The following is a 16,910-nucleotide window of genomic DNA, read 5'->3' as shown; positions in this document are numbered from 1 at the left end:
CGCGGCCTGCGAGGCGATCTCTGCGTTCGCGAGGTGGTTCCTGTCGTTCGCGAGGTGAAGCGCCCCAGGTTTGATGCCGCATCCTTTTGAGTTGGAAGGATGTAAGTCATGCCGAAGAAGATCGATCCCGCGCTCCGTGACCGGGCGGTGCGGCTGGTGCGGGAGCACCGGTCGGAGTATCCCTCGTTGACGGCCGCGTCAGCGGCCGTAGCCCGCCAGGTCGGTGTCGGCCACGAATCCGTGCGCCGGTGGGTGCTGCAAGCCGACATCGACGACGGCACCCGCGACGGCGTCACGTCGGTCGAGCACGCCGAGATCAAACGGCTCAAGGCGGAGAACAAGCGCCTCCGTGAAGACGTCGCGATTCTGAAAGCGGCAACGAGTTTCTTCGTGGGGGGAACTCGACCCCCGCAACCATTGATGATGGGTTTCATCGACACGATGAGAGCCGAGGGGCACGCGGTCGAGTCGATCTGCCGGGTCTTGCGTGAGCAGGGCTGCCAGATCGCCGCGCGCACCTACCGGGCCCAACGACAAGGCATCATCGCGGCCCGCACCGTCACCGACGCGCAGGTCTACGGCGCGGTTCGTGATGCCGCGTGGACCATGGTTGAGATGAACGGGCGGGTGCGTCGCGTGCTCACACCGGAGGGCCTCTACGGGCGGCGGAAGATGACCGCGCTGATCCGTCGGACCCGGATTCTGAACGCGTCACGCGGCGCGGTCGACCGGGCGATGCGAGGCCTCGGTCTGGAAGGCATCCGCCGCGACAAGGGCACCCGCACCACGATCCCCGCCAAAGACGGGGTCCGCGCCGGGGACCTGCTGAACCGCGACTTCACCGCGCCGCGGCCCGATCACACCTGGGTGATGGACATCACGTATTGCCGGACCTGGGCCGGATGGGTGTACGTCGCGTTCATCGTCGACGTGTTTTCGCAGCGGATCGTGGCCTGGCACGCCCAGACCAGCAAGCACGTCGAGCTCGTGATGATCCCACTGCGGATGGCCCTATGGGAACGCGGCCGGCAGGGCCATCCGATCGAGCCGCAGCAGCTCCGCGCGCACTCGGACGCCGGGTCTCAATACGTCTCACTGGCCTACACCGACAAGCTCGCCCTGGACGGCATCGCACCCTCGATCGGATCTGTCGGCGACGCTTACGATAACGCGCTCATGGAGACGATCAACGGGCTCTACAAGGCCGAATGCATCCGCACGACAGTGTTCCACGATGGGCCCTACAAGACGATCGCGGACGTCGAATTCGCGACCGCCGGCTGGGTCGACTGGTACAACACTCGTAGGCTTCACTCGAGCCTCGGCTACGTCCCACCCGCCGAGTTCGAGCAGGCCCACTACGCGACCCTCAACCGAGAGCCGCAACCCGCATAGGAGCGGCAAGAAACCTGGGGCGCTTCAGCCTGCCGGTCAGCCGACGGTTGGCCCCATTCGGCTCCGCAGACGGCGTCCGCGTCGGCGCTGAGCAGCGCGTTGATCATGGTCTGCAACAGGGATCGCATCATGTCCGGCGATGCGTCCGTGAGGAGATTGCCCAGCACGCGGGCAGGGTCGACAATATGGGGTGCGGTCATCGTGGTGATCCATTCGAGAAGAACTGTGCAAGGTGATACTCGAAGGTCCCGCGGTGGCCGCTTCCTCATTTACGAGGAGACTCGCCGTCCGCGGGGGCTACACCACTCTAGGGGGCACTACTCCGGGTGGTGTCAGTCTTACAACGATTGGCCAAGGGCGGAGGTAGACCTTGGCTGTCGCCGTGGTGCCGCGCTAGGTCATACGCCTCGGGTACTACTCCTGCGCCGCCGCGTCGTCGTCGACGGGTGCCACCGCCGCGGCGGAGGAGGCTTGTTCGATCAGCGCTGCCTCGGGCGGCGATGGAGGCGGTGCGGTAGGTCCGGCGAGTTGGAGCACGTCCGCGAAGTGGCATGCCGCGAAGTGGCCGGGTGCGACCTCGCGCAGCGCGGGTGCCTCTCGTGAGCAGACGTCCTGCGCGTAGGGGCACCGAGGGTGGAAATAGCAGCCCGAGGGTGGTGCCGCCGGGTTCGCCACCTCGCCCTTGAGCACGATCGTGGGACGGGTGCGGTGTTCCTCGGGTACGGGTGCGGCCGAGAGCAGGGCCTCGGTGTAGGGGTGGCGCGGCCGCCCGAACATGTCTTCGGTGCGGCCGGTCTCCACCACCTGGCCGACGTACATCACCGCGGTCCGGTGGGCGAGGTGCTCCACCACGGCCAGGTCGTGCGTGATGAACAGGTAGGACAGGTCGAGGTCGCGCTGCAGGTCCTTGAGCAGGTTGAGGATCTGCGCCTGGATCGACACGTCGAGGGCGGAGACCGCCTCGTCGCACACGATGAGGCTTGGACGGCAGGCGAGCGACCGGGCGATGCCGATGCGCTGACGCTGTCCGCCGCTGAACGCGTTGGGGTAGCGGCTCAGGTGCTGGGCGCCGAGGCCGACGAGCTCGAGGGTCTCCACCACGCGCTTGCGCAGCTCGGCACCCTTGAGGCCGAGGTTGTTCACGAGGGGCTCACCGACGATCTCCTCGACCGTCATCCGCGGGTTCAGCGAGGAGTACGGGTCCTGGAAGATCATGTGGAAGCTGCGCCGGGCGTCCTTGAGCTCGGAGGCGCCGGCGGCCGTGACGTCGACCATCCGCCCGTTGTGGTCCCGGATCTGGACCTTCCCGGAGGTGGGTTCGTGTGCCCGCACGATGACCCGGCCGAGCGTGGTCTTCCCCGAGCCGGACTCGCCCACGACACCGAGGGTCTCACCCTTGTCGAGCGTGAAGGTGACGTCGTCGACGGCGTGGACGGTCCCGCGCCCACGGGACCACAGTCCACCGCGGATCGGGAAGTCCTTGCTGACGTGCTCGACCGTGAGCACCGTGCGGTCGGTCACCTCGGTCGAGGGCGTGGCCGTCGTCCGAACGGGAGTCTCAGACATGGCTCCACTCGCTCTCTTCCTGGATCTGGTCGGAGTACAGGAAGCAGCGCACGTAGTGGCTGTCCCCCTGCTGGGTGATGGCCGGCGTCGTCGCGTCGCAGACCCCTTCGATCGCCTGCGCGCAGCGACTGGCGAACCCGCACTGGGGCTTCAGTCCGATCGGTACGGGCACCGAGCCCTCGATCACCTCGAGGCGGTCGACGGGGTGGCCCGGCTTGGGCACCGAGGCCAGCAGCTTGCGCGTGTAGGGGTGCATCGGGTTCGCGAAGAGCTCCTTGGTTGGGGCCGACTCCACGACCTTGCCCAGGTACATCACGTAGACGCGGTCGACGTGCTCGGCCACCACCCCGAGGTTGTGGGTGATGTAGAGGACCGACATCTCCTCGGAGGTCTGCAGGTCCTTGAGCAGTTGCAGGATCTGCGCCTGGATCGTGACGTCGAGCGCGGTGGTCGGCTCGTCGGCGATGAGCAGGGCCGGTCCGCACGCCAGCGCCATCGCGATCATCGCGCGCTGCCGCATACCGCCGGAGAACTCGTGCGGGTACTGGTCGACCCGCGCCTCCGGGTTGGAGATGCCGACCTTGCGCATGAGGTCGATGACGCGTTCCTCGATCTCGTCGTCGTCCAGATCGGTGTGCTGCTCGAGCATCTCCCCGATCTGGGACCCGATGGTGTGGACGGGCGAGAAGCTCGCCATCGGCTCCTGGAAGATCATCGCGACGTCGTTGCCGCGGATCGCCCGGAGCTCGGGGGAGTCGGGCTCGTACGCGAAGATGTCCTCCCGCCGGCCGTCCTTGAGCGTGATCTCGGCCGTGCCGCCGACCACCTCGCCGGGCTCGACGATGAGGCGCAGCAGCGAGTGGGCCATGGTGCTCTTCCCGCACCCGGACTCGCCGATGACGCCAACGGTCTCGCGCTCGCCGATCTCCAGATCGACGCCGTCGACCGCCTTGACGACTCCTGCGTCGACGAAGAAGTACGTCCGCAGATCTTTCACCTCGAGCAGGCTCATGGCGCCTCCAGTCAGTTGGCTCGGGGGGTGGCAGTTGTGAGGTCGCCCGTCCCGGCACCAGCGGTGCAGGGAGGGGCGACGGACTCGCGGATCACCGGTTCACAGGCGATCTCTCGGAGGCGGGGAGCATCCGGGGCTTGGTCGAGCAGCATGTCGACGGCGGCCATGCCCATCTCGTAGTGGGGCAGCTGCACGCTGGTCATGGCGGGGACGGCGCGGCCGGAGAGCTCGAGGTGGTTGTCGTACCCGACGACCGAGAGGTCCTCGGGGATGCGCAGGCCGCGCTGGAACGCCGCGTAGTAGAGGCCGACGGCCATGCGGTCGTTGGCGCACATGATCCCGGACGGACGGTCGGGGCGATCCAGCAGCGCCACGGCCTGCTCGTAGCCGCCGTCGGTCTGGAAGTTGCCCGTGCGCACCAGGGTGCGGTCGTAGGGGATGCCCGCCTCCTGCAGCGCGTCGCGGTAGCCCAGTCGGCGCTCCTTGGCGGCGTAGGTGTCGCGCACACCGTTGATGAAGCCGATCCTGCGGTGCCCGGCTTCGATGAGCACGTTGGCGGCCGCCTTGCCGCCGCCCTGCTCCCCGGGGAGGACCCGCGGGCGGTCGTCGTCGGAGAAGCAGTTGAGCATCACGACCGGGAGCGAGTCGAACTCCGCCGGGACCTCGACCTCATGGGTGAAGTCGGTCGTCACGATGACGGCGTCGAACTGCCGCGCGAGCGCCATCTCGATGGCGCCCTTGCGGAGCGTCGGGTCGCCGCCGGTGGCGATGGTCGTGACCAGGTAGCCGCGGTCCCACGCGCGCTCCTGGACCCCGCGGGTCGTGGAGTTCGTCCACGGCACGGAGGTGAGGTAGTCGGTGAGTACGGCGATCGAGTGGGTGCGCTGGGTGCGAAGGCCCCGGGCAGCGAGGTTCGGTCGGTAGTCGAGCATGCGGACGGCCTCGTTGACCCGGTCGCGGGTCGCCTGCGTCAGCGTCTTCGCCTTCGGGTCGTCGTTGACGACGAACGAGACCGTAGCGATGGAGACGCCAGCGAGCCGCGCCACCTGACTCATGGTGGCGCGCTTGGGAGACTTCGATGTCCTCACGGGTATGCCCTCCGTCTGGGTTAAAGGAATAACAGGCCGCGCCGCAGCCGTCAAGCCCACCCGCCGCAGCGCCTCCGTTATCGGCTTGTTACCTTGCGGTTCCTTGACGCGCCTCGCGCCCGGCTGCTAGAACAGTCTCGGTTAAACGTCTAACGAGCCTGCACGGACGCGGGCTCGCCTGAGCCCGTGTGGGCGACGGACGGACGACCATCCGAGACGCAAAGGAGCTCCGGGATGAGCCGGAAGAGTAAGAAGCGCCGCGGTCGGCTGATCGCTGGCGGCGTTGTCGGTGCCCTCGTGGTGGGCGGCGGCATCTGGGCACTCACCAGCGGGGGCGGGGACGACCCCGGCGGCGGTGGGGGCGGTGCCACGGGCGACGGCGGTGGGAGCGCCGCCGTCGAGGAGGGCATCACCCCGTCGGAGCGCGGCTTCCTCGAGCCGCCGCTGCTCGCCGATCGGGTCTCCGCCGGCGACCTGCCCCCCATCGACGAGCGGATCCCTGCCGAGCCGTTCGTCGTCGGCCCCGGGATCTACCTCCAGGAGGAGTACCTCGACTGGGTGGACGGCCGCTACGGCGGTGAGATCTCGGTCTCCGCGCTCGGCGCCAGCGGCTTCGTCAACATCACCGGCACCACGGTGCTGCGCTCGCCCGGCCAGACGACCGAGGTCAGCGCGCCGAACGTCCTGAGCGCCTTCGAGCACAACGACGACTACACGGTCTTCACGATGACGCTCCGCGAGGGCATCAAGTGGTCCGACGGCGAACCCCTCACCACCGAGGACGTCCGGTTCACGATGGAGGACATCTACGGCAACCCCGAGGCCAACCGGCCCGCGCCGAGCTGGCTGTACACCCAGGGCAGCCCGGCCAAGGGGCTCGGGCAGATCGACGTCCAGGACGACTACACGTTCACGATGACCTTCTCCGAGTCGTACGGCCAGTTCGTGGCCGACCTCAACTCGTGGATCCCGGCCTACAGCGAGCTCATCAAGCCGGCGCACTACCTCAAGCAGTTCCACGCCGACTACGCCGACGCGGACGAGCTCGCCGCCCTGGTCGAGGAGAACGCGCGCAACGACTGGCAGACGCTGCTCGAGTACAAGGACGTCTCCCACTGGGACTCGGGCGAGCCGCGCGCCGTCGGTCTGCCGGTCCTCAACCCCTGGGTGATCGTCGAGTCGGGTGAGAACCTCTCGGTCTTCGAGCGCAACCCCTACTTCTGGCACGTGGACGGCTCGGGTCACCAGCTGCCGTACGTCGACAAGGTCGTGGTCAACCGCGTGATCGACGGCGACGCCCGGACCAACGCCATCCTGGCCGGCCAGGTGTCGCTCGCCACGGGTGGGGAGACCTCGCTCAACAACATGTCGATCTACACCCAGAACGCCGAGCGGTCGGGTCTTCGCGTGTTCACCACCGGTTCGTTCAACAACCCGTTGCAGCTCTTCCTCAACCGCGACTTCGAGTGGACGGTCGAGGGCAGCCAGTGGCAGGTGCTCATGAACGACCCCGAGAGCCGCTTCCACCACGCCATCGCCTCGGCGATCGACGGCGACGCCATCAACACTGCCGTGTACTTCGGTCTGTTCGGCGACGTCGACCCGGCCTGGCGGACCTACAACCCGGACGAGGCGAACGCGCTGCTGGACGAGATCGGCATGGCGGCCGGTGCGGACGGGATGCGCACCTACCCCGACGGCTCGCCGTTCGTGCTCCCGATCACCTACGCGGCCGAGTCGGCCGACCAGAACCCGGTGGCCGAGCTCCTGCGGTCCCAGCTCGCCGAGGTGGGGATCAACGTCCAGCTCGACACGGTCGACCCCACGCTGTGGGGCCAGCGCAAGGACTCCAACCAGATCATGGCCTCGATCCACTGGAACGACGGTCAGGGTTGGGCGTCGGGCATCTCCGAGGACTACCTGCCGAACCACAAGGGTCCGTGGGCGACCGACCAGTGGGCGTACTTCTCCTCCAACGGTGAGAAGGGTCGCGAGCTCACGCCGGAGATGCAGGAGTTCTTCGACCTGCACGTGGCGCGCAAGGCGGTTCCGCCGGAGTCGGCCGAGGGCGTCCAGCGCTGGGAGGCGCTCGAGACCTGGATGCGCGAGCACTACGCCTTCATCCCGATCACGGGCCTCCGGGTGCACCCGACGGTCGCCGATGCCCGGCTGCAGAACCTCCCGAACGAGGGCTCTCCGGTCGAGCTCGACGTCTACATCGGTTCTGCGGGCCTCTGGTTCTCCGAGTAGCGGAGGCATCGGACCGATGTATGCGGTGACATCCAGATCCAGTACCGGGAGGTTCGAGTCATGACACAGTTCGTGATCCGACGAGTGCTCCTGCTCATTCCGTTCCTGTTCGTCATCTCGCTCGTAGCGTTCCTCATCATCCAGCTGCCGCCGGGTGACTTCGTGGACACCTACATCCGTAATCTCGAGATGCAGGGCGGGTCGGTCAACCAGGCACAGATCGATGCGCTCCGAGCGCGCTACGGCCTCGATCAGCCCCTGATCGCCCAGTACTGGATCTGGATGTCCCACCTGCTCCAAGGGGACTTCGGGAACTCGTTCCTCTACGACAAGCCGGTGTCGGCGGTCCTCGCGGAGCGCATCCCCCGCACGATCCTCCTCGCCCTCGTGTCGATGCTCGTCACCTGGATCATCGCGGTCCCGGTCGGCATCTACTCGGCTCTGCGCAAGTACTCGATCGGCGACCACATCGCCACCTTCCTCAGCTTCGTGGGTGTGGCGGTCCCGCCGTTCCTGCTGGCACTCGTGTCGATGTACCTGATCTTCGACAACACGGGCTTCCTCATCACCGGGCTGTACTCGCCGGAGTTCCGGAACGCACCGTGGTCGATGGCCAAGATGCTCGACCTGATGAAGAACACGTGGCTCCCGGTTGCGGTGCTGGCCGTCACGGGAGCCGCCGGAACGATCCGCGTGCTGCGGTCGTCCCTGCTGGACGAGCTCAAGAAGCTCTACGTGACGACCGCGCGGTCCAAGGGCCTGCCCGAGCACCGCGTGATCCTCAAGTACCCGGTGCGCATCGCCATCAACCCGCTCGTCTCGACGATCGGGTGGATGCTCCCGGCGATGGTCGGTGGCGAGGTCGTCGTCTCCAAGGTGCTCAACCTCCCCACGACGGGGCCGGTCCTGCTGGAGTCGATCCTCGCCCAGGACATGTACCTCACCGGCGCGATCGTCCTGATCCTGAGTGGGCTCACCATCGTGGGCACGCTCCTGTCGGACGTGCTGCTGGCAGCCATCGACCCCCGTATCCGCTACTAGTGGCCGCGTCCGAGGAGAGTTCGAGATGAGTACCAAACTCGAGGAACGACCCGTCGAGCAGGAGCACTACGTCCGCGAACGCGGGCTGGAGCGGCTCGAGGAGCTGAAGTCGCGGCGGGGCCGTCGGCAGCAGAAGGTCCAGGAGCGGCTGCGCGACGCCGCTCAGAGCAAGCTGGTCTGGCACCGCTTCAAGAAGCACAAGATCGCGCCGATCGCCCTGTGGCTCCTCATCCTGCTCTACGCGACGGCGCTGCTGTCGGACTTCGTGGCCCCGCACTCGGTGCAGCAGCAGTTCTCGGAGCACCAGTACAACCCACCGACGCTCGTGCGGGTGATCGACCGCGAGGGCAGCTGGCACATGCCCTTCATCTACGAGACGGAGACGGCGCTCGACCCGGCGACGTTCAGCTACAAGACGACGATCCCCGACGACGCCGAGCGGTTCCCCGTGCGGCTGTGGGTCCCGTCCGAGGAGTACCGCCTCCTGGGGTTCATCCCGATGGACCACCGGCTGTTCGGCACGGGGGAGGACGCGCAGCCCCTGCTCCTGTGGGGGAGCGACAACCTCGGTCGCGACCTGTTCTCCCGGATCGTCATCGCCTCGAAGGTCTCGCTGTTCGTCGGTCTCGCGGGCGTGTTGATCAGCTTCGTGCTCGGCGTGATATTGGGCGGGATCTCCGGCTACTTCGGCGGTCGCATCGACTCCGTCATCCAGCGCACGATCGACTTCCTCATCTCGATCCCTCTGATCCCGCTGTGGATGGCGCTGTCGGCGGCCATTCCCCAGGGTTGGTCGGGCATCCAGACCTATCTCGCGATCACGGTCATCCTGTCGCTGGTCGGCTGGACGGGCCTGGCGCGCGTGGTGCGAGGCAAGCTCATGTCGCTGCGCGAGGAGGACTACGTCACTGCGGCGCGGATCTCCTCCTCCAGCCACTCGAAGATCATCGGCAAGCACCTGCTGCCCGGTGTCACGAGCTTCCTCATCGTGCACATCACGCTCGCCGTCCCGGGCATGATCCTCGGCGAGACGACGCTGAGCTTCCTCGGCCTCGGCATCACCCCGCCCGACGTGAGCTGGGGCACCCTGCTCCAGGCCGCTCAGGACGTCACGGTGGTGGCGAACTACCCGTGGCTGCTGCTGCCCGCCGTCGTCCTGGTCTACGCGGTCGTGCTGTTCAACTTCGTGGGTGACGGTCTGCGCGATGCCGCCGACCCGTACTCCCGCTGACCGCACTCCTGCCGACCCGCACTCCCGCTGACCGCATTCGCACCGACCCGCACGCCCGCTGACGATCCGCACCACCCCAGCTGATCGTTCGATGCCGTACGTCCACTGCGCCCGGAGGGTGACCCGATGAACGTGTTCTACAAGCCACCCTCCGGCGTCGTGGGGGACTGCATCCCCCGCTTCGACGACGGCCGGTACCACCTGTTCTACCTGCGCAACTACCGGGACGCGGACAACTACGGCTGGGGCAGCCCCTGGCACCACGTCTCGACGCTGGACGGGGCGACGTTCGTCGACCACGGGGAGGCGATCCCCAAGGGGGGCGATGCCGACCAGGACCCCGGGGTCGGCACGGGCTCGGTGTTCACCGACGACGACGGCCTGCACCACATCTACTTCACCGGGATCAACCCGCTCTTCCGCAACGACCGCCAGCACGAGCAGGTGATCCTCCACGCGACGAGCCCCGACCTCGACCACTGGACGAAGGATCCCGACTTCGCGCTGTTCCCGGACGAGAGCCGGTACGAGCGCCACGACTGGCGGGACCCGTTCGTCTACCGGCACCCGGTCACCGGCGTCGCGACCATGCTGGTGGCCGCCCGCGTCCGGTCCGGGGAGCCGACGGGCCGTGGCTGCACCGCGGTCCTCACGAGCACCGACCTGCGCACCTGGGAGCCCGCGTACGACTACGCACCCGGGCGCTACCACGGTCACGAGTGCCCTGACCTGTTCCGGATCGGCGACTGGTACTACCTCGTGTTCTCCGAGTACACGACGCACACCGCGACCCGCTACGTCATGAGCCGCGACCCCGACGGGCCGTGGCTCACCCCCCGGGACAACCAGTTCGACAACCGCGCGTTCTACGCGGCGAAGTCGGCCGGCCCCGAGGACGGCAGCGGTCCGCGCCTGCTCTTCGGGTGGAATCCGACGAAGCTCGAGGACCAGGACGACGGCGAGTGGCAGTGGGGCGGATGCCTCACGGTGCACGAGATCGTCCAGCGCGAGGACGGCACGCTCGGAACCCGGCCGCCTCAGGCACTGCTCGACCGGTTCGGCGAGCCCGCCGCCGCCGCCGTTGATGTCGTGCTCGATGCGACCTACGAGCGCCGCACCGCGGTGCTGGGCCGACTGCCCGCGGCCGCGCTCATCGAGGGCGAGGTGACGGTGGGCTCGAGCACCGGCCACGCCGGGGTCCTCCTCGACACGGACGAGGAGGGTAACGGCGGGTACTTCCTGCGGTTCGACGCCGAGCGTCAGGCCCTCCAGTTCGGCAAGGTCGGGGGCTACCACAGCTGGTACGTCGACCACTTCCCCGAGCTGGACCGGCCGCTCGCGATCCAGCCGGGTCGCCCGATCCCGTTCCGGATCGTCGCCGACGGCACCGCCGTCGTCGCCTACGCGGGCGACGTGGCGCTGAGCGCCCGCATGTACCACCGCCCGCGCGGCTGGTACGGGGTGTTCGGCGACGGCGCCGCCGTCGAGCTCCAGGGGGTCGTGCTGCGACCCCAGGTGGGGTGATCCCACCCACGACATCTCTCGTCCTCGTCCCGACCACCCACCCGAGACCGGAGTTCCTCGTTGTCCCTCCTCTCCACCGTCCCGGCCCTCGGCCGAGGACTGCTGTCCCGATCGATCACCGCGGAGAACCCCGACGGAGCGAAGGGGGGTGGGGGCCGGACGGCCTCCGCCCTCGGGCCCGGGCGAAAAGGGCGTCCGTGCCTCACCCTGCCCCAGGGCGAGGAGACGGTGCTGGCGGATATCGAGGGGGCCGGTGCGATCACGCACATCTGGTTCACCCTGCCCGACCACACCGACGCCGTCGGCTTCGTGCTGCGGGACCTGGTGCTGCGCGCGTACTGGGACGACGAGGACACACCGTCGGTCGAGGTCCCGCTCGGTGACTTCTTCTGCTGCGGCGCCGGCACCCGGGCCCTGGTGACCTCGACGCCGATCGTCGTGGCGCCCACCAGCGGGCTCAACAGCTACTTCACGATGCCGTTCGGCAGTCGCGCCCGGATCACGGTGACGAACGAGCACCCGGTCGACGTCGAGGGCTTCTTCTTCCAGATCGACTACACCCTCGATCCCAGCGGCCAGGACGAGGGCGCGCGGTTCCACGCCCAGTGGCGGCGGGAGAACCCCACCCGGCTCGGGATCGACCACACGATCCTCGACGGCGTCTGCGGACGCGGTGCCTACATCGGGACCTTCGTGTCCGTGACCTGTCTCGAGCGGTACTGGTACGGCGAGGGCGAGGTGAAGTTCTTCATCGACGGCGACACGACGCACCCCACGATCTGTGGCACGGGGCTGGAGGACTACGTCGGCGGGGCCTGGGCCTTCCAGGACCGGCTCTCGAGCGACGTCGAGCCCGAGGTCCTGACGTTCAGTGCACCGTTCATCGGGTACCCGCAGCGGCTCGTCAACGACACATCGCGGCAGTCCGTGTATGCCACGCCGATGCCGCCCGTGCACAGCATGTACCGGTGGCACCTGCCCGACCCGGTGTACTTCGAGAGCGACCTGCGCGTGACGCTGCAGCAGATCGGGCAGACCGGCCCGATCCTGTTCGAGCGCAGCGACGACGTCGCCACGGTGGCCTACTGGTACCAGCTGCCGCCGCACGCGCCCTTCCCCGCGCTTCCCGGACGGGACGCCAGGCGGCCCCGATGACGCTTTCCCGAGGCCCCCGAGGCGCGAGCGATCCGCCCTGACGGACGGTGGCGTGACGGACCTCGACGACGGAGCCGCCACGCCCCCACGCCACTCGACGGCATCCGATGACATCACACGACACCAGACGACACCCAGACGAAGGATTCCCGATGACCTCCTGGCGCCACGCCTTCCACCTCACCGTCCCCGACCGCTGGATGAACGACCCGCAGCGCGCCATCCACCACGCCGGTGAGTACCACTACTTCTACCTGTACAACCCGGACCACCCGGAGCCGACCGGAACCTCGTGGCGGCGGGCCACGACGCGCGACGGCGTGCGCTTCACCGACCACGGCGTGGCACTCGACAAGCACTCCCAACCCAACCGTGACATCTGGTCCGGCTGCCTCGTGGTGGACGAGACCGGCAGCGCCGGGCTCGGCGAGGGCACGATCATCGCGCTCGCCACGCAGCTCGACCGGGCCTCCGGCAGCAACGCCCAGGCCCAATTCCTCTGGTACTCCACGGACGGCGGCGCCTCGTTCCGGCCGCTGTCCAGCACCCCTGTGCTGGCCAACCGCGGGTGGGAACACTTCCGGGACCCCAAGGTGGAGCGCGTCGGGAATCGCTGGGTGATGGTGCTGGCCGAGGACCGAGACCTGGGGTTCTACGCCTCGGAGGACCTGCGCAACTGGGCCGAGACCAGCCGGTTCCACGAGGACCGGATCGGGATGCTCGAGTGCCCCGACCTGTTCGAGATCACCGCCGACGACGGCACACCCCACTGGGTGCTCGCGGCGAGCCCGCAGCTGTCCAGCGCGGAGCTGCCCGGCACCTATGCCTACTGGGTGGGCACCTTCGACGGCGCGTCGTTCCGACCCGACCACCCGGACCCGCGCTGGCTCGACTTCGGCTACGACTGGTACGCGGCTGTCACCTGGGCGGTTCACGACGGCGACGGCGCCCCGAGACCGGACCGACGCTGGGCCATCGGGTGGATGAACAACTGGGCCTACGCCGCGACGCTGCCGCCTACCTGGACCGAGGGCGGGTACTACGGGATCGACTCGGTGGTCCGCGAGCTCACGCTCGTGCGCTCGGGCGACGGTTACGAGCTCGTCTCTCGTCCTCTGCGCGAGCTGGACACCACGACGCGGCGCAAGGTCGCGGCCACGCCCGACACGGTGGTCGAAGCGCCGGCGGCACTGTCGCTGACCACCCGCGTCGATCCCGGCACCGAGTCCGCCGGCGTGCGCGTGAAGTGCTCGCAGGACGGGAGCCGGTACGTCGAGATCGCGGTGACGCCCGAGCACATCGTTGTCGACCGGAGCCGGTCGGGCTGCCCGGGTGATGGCACGCTCGCCGTGGCTCGGGCACCGTGGCACGGTGGGGTGGCCGACCTCGAAGTTCTCGTGGACCGGGCGACCGTGGAGGTGTTTGCCGACGGCGGCCGTGTGGCGCTCAGCATGCAGGCGTTCAGTCCTGCCGAGGACACGGCCGTGCAGACGTTCGGTGCGCTCGGCGCTGTGACCGACGTGGTCCTCACCCGCGTGCGGGCCACGGCGGCCGGCGAATGATCGTCCCGAGCCGAGACCGCGCGGGTATGGACCCAGGGCCCAGCCCGGCGACCCGGCCAAAGCCCGGAACAGCCCTTCGCGCCGCGAATTCCGAGGATGTGCCCGATCACCGCCGCCCGCTCACCCCGACGCCCCATCCTTCGCTCGACCGACTCCGGCCTCTCTCGTCTCGGCTCTCCAGCCGCCGTCGCACCGAACCGTCAGGACTCTCGTGACCACGATCTCGCACGGCCCGACCGCCGCCACCCACTCCGTCCCCACTCCGCACTTCCGCCCGAACGCCCACTTCACCGCACGGGACACCTGGCTCAACGACCCGAACGGGCTGCTGCACCACGACGGCGTCTACCACCTGTTCTTCCAGAACAACCCGCACGGGAACACCTGGGGGAACATGTCCTGGGGCCACGCCACGTCGACGGACCTGGTGACGTGGCAGGAGCAGCCGGTCGCCATCGAGCACACCGCCGAGGAGCTCGTCTTCTCGGGCAGTGCCGTCGCCGACGTCCGCAACACCGCCGGCTTCGCCGGGCCGGAGGAGACCGCGCTCGTCGCCGTCTACACGAGCGCCTACACCGCCGCTTCCGAGCGGCCGGACGTCCAGGCGCAGTCCCTCGCCTACAGTCTCGACGGCGGCCAGACGTGGACCCGCTACGCGGGCAACCCCGTCCTGGACATCGGCTCCTCGCAGTTCCGCGACCCCAAGGTTTTCTGGCACGGCGGCGACGACGGCCGTTGGATCATGGTCGCCGTCGAGGCGGTCAGGCGGACGGTGGTCATCTACTCGTCGCCGAACCTCGTCGACTGGACCTTCGAGTCGCGGTTCGGCCCCGCGCACGCGACAGCGGGTGTGTGGGAGTGTCCCGACCTGTTCCCTCTCACCGTGCGCGGAACCGATCAGACCAAGTGGGTGCTCGTCGTCAGCCTCAACCCGGGCGGCATCGCCGGTGGATCCGGCTCCCAGTACTTCGTCGGCGACTTTGACGGCCACACCTTCACACCGGACCGGATCTCGACCTCGACCGACCCGGCGGACTACGACTGGCTGGACTACGGCCGCGACTACTACGCGGCCGTCTCGTTCAACGACGCACCCGACGGTCGGCGCCTCATGATCGGGTGGGCCAGCAACTGGGAGTACGCGAATTCGACGCCCACGCACCCGTGGCGCTCGGCGATGTCGCTCGTGCGCGAGCTCGAGCTGGTGCGGTGTGCCGACGGCCGGCTCCGGGTAGCGCAGCAGCCGGTGCTGCCGACCGACGGCGCGGGCGTCGACGTTTTCGATCTTGCGGTCCCCGCGGCACCGGGAGCCCGCACCGAGGTGGTCCTCGCGCCGGCGGAAGGGACGGGCACGAGCCGCCTCGTTCTGACCGTCGACGGAAACAGCCGTACCCTCCGCTGCGACCGCACCCCGAGCGGCATCGTCGACTTCCACCCGGCATTCCCGTCGGTGGACACGGCGCCCCTGCTCGGAGACGGCGACGAGACCCGGCTGCGGATCGTCGTCGACGCCAGCATCGTCGAGGTTTACCTCGACGGCGGCCTGGCGACCCTCACGCAGCAGGTCTACCCCGACGCCGCGCTGACCGAGGTGCACACGATCGACAGGGCCGCCTGACCGATGGGTAGCGACGTCGACTTCCTGGTTGTCGGCGAGTCCGTCATCGACCGCGCGAGTGAACAATCCCAACGGTCTCGAGGACCCAGGCGATCGGTGCTTAGCCCCCCGCGTCGGATGAAGGACCTGACCTGCTCCGGGGGCTGCGCCGGTCCGTCCGACGGTCGCTGGAGTCGAGGACCTCGATCCTCGACTTTGCCGACCTGGCGGCGCCTCGTCCGGGCCGTAGGGGTCAATGCGGTCGGGCGACGCCCCATGGGTTTGGATGGCCACATGGCTCACATTCCGGCCCCTGCCGAAGAACGGACCTCCCGTGCCCCAAGCGGCGACCGGCACGTGCTCGTGGTCGGCGAGGCTCTGATCGATGTCGTGCACCGCGCCGACGGCAAGGTTGACGAGCACCCTGGGGGCAGCCTCGCCAACGTCGCCCTCACGCTCGGGCGCCTGGGACGAGACGCGCGCCTCGCCACGTGGCTTGGCGACGATGCGCGCGGGAGCGCGATCCGCGCGTGGCTCGAAGGCTCGGCGGTGACGCTCGCCCCGGCAGCACGCAGGCCGCCGCCACGAGCGTCGCCACCGCACGCCTCGACGAGCATGGCGCGGCCAGCTACGAGTTCGACGTGGAGTGGCGCGTTCCCATGGGCACCGTTCCTGGTGGCGGCACGCTCGCCGTGCATACCGGCTCGATCGCCGCCGTGCTTGAGCCGGGCGCGTCCGACGTGCGCGCGCTGGTGTCGCAGGCGCGCGCTACGGCCACGGTCACCTACGACCCGAACGCACGCCCTGCCCTCATGGGAGAGCCGGCCGGTGCGCGAGCCCGGATAGAGGCGTTCGTCGCGCTCGCCGACGTGGTGAAGGTGAGCGACGAGGACCTCGCGTGGCTTGTCCCGGGCGCGGACTCAGTCGCCGCCGCGCGCGACTGGCTCGCGCTCGGACCAGCGCTCGTCGTCGTGACGTTTGGCGGCAAGGGTGCCGTCGCGGTCACAGCAGCTGGTGCGCAGCACGTCGCGGCCCCGCATGTGCGTGTCATCGATACCGTGGGCGCGGGCGACTCGTTCATGGGGGCACTCCTCGACGGGCTATGGGACGCCGGGCTCCTCGGCGCGGAGAACCGAGCGGCGCTGCGCGCGATCGACTGCTCCACGCTCCGGACGCTGCTCGAGCGCTGCGTCGCGGTTGCCGCCATCACCGTGTCGCGCGCGGGCGCGAACCCGCCGCACCGCGAGGAACTCGCTCATCTGTAATCGCGCGCCCTCCACCTGCGGGAACACCAAGCGCCGGTCATCATCGCTCGAGGCGATGCGCTTCGCGCCTTCGCCGGTGGGGAGGTCTCACGGGCGCGCAACTAGATGCCCACACCCCGCGGGGTACTACGCCGCTAAGCCTCGATCCACCGATAGCCGGGCGGTGCTGTCGGTCGTGGTGCCGGGTTGCCGAGGGTGGGCTCGGGGCGCGTGGGGTTCGCCGG

General features: G+C 68.8%; 12 protein-coding genes, 2 pseudogenes and 1 other annotated feature. Of the genes and pseudogenes, 10 read left to right on the top strand and 4 right to left on the bottom strand.

Going from position 1 to position 16,910, the window contains the following annotated elements:
- Positions 1-108: 108 nt before the first annotated feature.
- Complete coding sequence (locus tag AC3AQ1_RS02275) at positions 109-1,395, top strand: IS3 family transposase (protein ID WP_108717656.1); 1,287 nt, start codon at positions 109-111, stop codon at positions 1,393-1,395.
- Positions 380-513 (top strand) — a sequence feature (AL1L pseudoknot). Its footprint overlaps the gene before it by 134 nt.
- A gap of 23 nt (positions 1,396-1,418) precedes the next feature.
- Here the strand turns inward: AC3AQ1_RS02275 and AC3AQ1_RS02270 are convergent.
- The 4 genes and pseudogenes from AC3AQ1_RS02270 to AC3AQ1_RS02255 all read right to left on the bottom strand — a co-directional run.
- A pseudogene (locus tag AC3AQ1_RS02270) lies at positions 1,419-1,595 on the bottom strand (IS256 family transposase); the annotation flags it as partial.
- Between the two features lie 214 nt (positions 1,596-1,809).
- Positions 1,810-2,961 (bottom strand): ABC transporter ATP-binding protein, encoded by a 1,152-nt coding sequence (locus AC3AQ1_RS02265; RefSeq protein WP_108717655.1) that lies wholly within the window; start codon positions 2,959-2,961, stop codon positions 1,810-1,812.
- The gene (locus AC3AQ1_RS02260) at positions 2,954-3,973 is read right to left on the bottom strand and encodes an ABC transporter ATP-binding protein (RefSeq protein ID WP_108717654.1); all 1,020 of its coding nucleotides are present in this window, start codon (positions 3,971-3,973) and stop codon (positions 2,954-2,956) included. The genes AC3AQ1_RS02265 and AC3AQ1_RS02260 overlap by 8 nt, the downstream gene beginning before the upstream one ends.
- A gap of 11 nt (positions 3,974-3,984) precedes the next feature.
- Positions 3,985-5,019 (bottom strand): LacI family DNA-binding transcriptional regulator, encoded by a 1,035-nt coding sequence (locus AC3AQ1_RS02255; protein WP_159096344.1) that lies wholly within the window; start codon positions 5,017-5,019, stop codon positions 3,985-3,987.
- 276 nt (positions 5,020-5,295) lie between these two features.
- On the opposite strand from AC3AQ1_RS02255, the gene AC3AQ1_RS02250 reads away from it, so the two are divergent.
- From AC3AQ1_RS02250 to AC3AQ1_RS02210, 9 genes and pseudogenes are all read left to right on the top strand, one after another.
- Entirely contained in the window at positions 5,296-7,311 is a 2,016-nt protein-coding gene (locus AC3AQ1_RS02250; RefSeq protein WP_108717652.1) for an ABC transporter substrate-binding protein, read from the top strand.
- Between the two features lie 60 nt (positions 7,312-7,371).
- On the top strand, positions 7,372-8,352 hold the full coding sequence (locus AC3AQ1_RS02245) for an ABC transporter permease (protein WP_108717651.1): 981 nt from the start codon (positions 7,372-7,374) through the stop codon (positions 8,350-8,352).
- A 25-nt stretch (positions 8,353-8,377) separates the two neighbouring features.
- Positions 8,378-9,583, top strand: coding sequence for an ABC transporter permease (locus AC3AQ1_RS02240; RefSeq protein ID WP_108717650.1), 1,206 nt, complete (start codon positions 8,378-8,380; stop codon positions 9,581-9,583).
- Between the two features lie 126 nt (positions 9,584-9,709).
- Complete coding sequence (locus AC3AQ1_RS02235; protein ID WP_108717649.1) at positions 9,710-11,107, top strand: glycoside hydrolase family protein; 1,398 nt, start codon at positions 9,710-9,712, stop codon at positions 11,105-11,107.
- A 228-nt stretch (positions 11,108-11,335) separates the two neighbouring features.
- Positions 11,336-12,262, top strand: coding sequence for a glycoside hydrolase family 172 protein (locus AC3AQ1_RS02230; RefSeq protein ID WP_234417682.1), 927 nt, complete (start codon positions 11,336-11,338; stop codon positions 12,260-12,262).
- Between the two features lie 152 nt (positions 12,263-12,414).
- Entirely contained in the window at positions 12,415-13,824 is a 1,410-nt protein-coding gene (locus tag AC3AQ1_RS02225; RefSeq protein WP_159096343.1) for a glycoside hydrolase family 32 protein, read from the top strand.
- Between the two features lie 211 nt (positions 13,825-14,035).
- Positions 14,036-15,442, top strand: coding sequence for a glycoside hydrolase family 32 protein (locus AC3AQ1_RS02220; RefSeq protein WP_108717646.1), 1,407 nt, complete (start codon positions 14,036-14,038; stop codon positions 15,440-15,442).
- Between the two features lie 3 nt (positions 15,443-15,445).
- A pseudogene (locus AC3AQ1_RS02215) lies at positions 15,446-15,916 on the top strand (hypothetical protein); the annotation flags it as partial.
- A 35-nt stretch (positions 15,917-15,951) separates the two neighbouring features.
- Complete coding sequence (locus tag AC3AQ1_RS02210) at positions 15,952-16,686, top strand: PfkB family carbohydrate kinase (protein WP_370445316.1); 735 nt, start codon at positions 15,952-15,954, stop codon at positions 16,684-16,686.
- Positions 16,687-16,910 lie beyond the last annotated feature (224 nt).

This window comes from Miniimonas sp. S16, from assembly GCF_057748195.1.
Note: the sequence above shows the minus strand (reverse complement) of the source record. Positions and strands in the feature narration are given on the sequence as shown.

Bases quoted from the DNA above. Each gene is read 5' to 3' on its own strand.
- AC3AQ1_RS02275 (WP_108717656.1), top strand. From the start codon at position 109: ATGCCGAAGAAGATCGATCCCGCGCTCCGTGACCGGGCGGTGCGGCTG.
- AC3AQ1_RS02265 (WP_108717655.1), bottom strand. From the start codon at position 2,961: ATGTCTGAGACTCCCGTTCGGACGACGGCCACGCCCTCGACCGAGGTG.
- AC3AQ1_RS02260 (WP_108717654.1), bottom strand. From the start codon at position 3,973: ATGAGCCTGCTCGAGGTGAAAGATCTGCGGACGTACTTCTTCGTCGAC.
- AC3AQ1_RS02250 (WP_108717652.1), top strand. From the start codon at position 5,296: ATGAGCCGGAAGAGTAAGAAGCGCCGCGGTCGGCTGATCGCTGGCGGC.
- AC3AQ1_RS02245 (WP_108717651.1), top strand. From the start codon at position 7,372: ATGACACAGTTCGTGATCCGACGAGTGCTCCTGCTCATTCCGTTCCTG.
- AC3AQ1_RS02240 (WP_108717650.1), top strand. From the start codon at position 8,378: ATGAGTACCAAACTCGAGGAACGACCCGTCGAGCAGGAGCACTACGTC.
- AC3AQ1_RS02235 (WP_108717649.1), top strand. From the start codon at position 9,710: ATGAACGTGTTCTACAAGCCACCCTCCGGCGTCGTGGGGGACTGCATC.
- AC3AQ1_RS02225 (WP_159096343.1), top strand. From the start codon at position 12,415: ATGACCTCCTGGCGCCACGCCTTCCACCTCACCGTCCCCGACCGCTGG.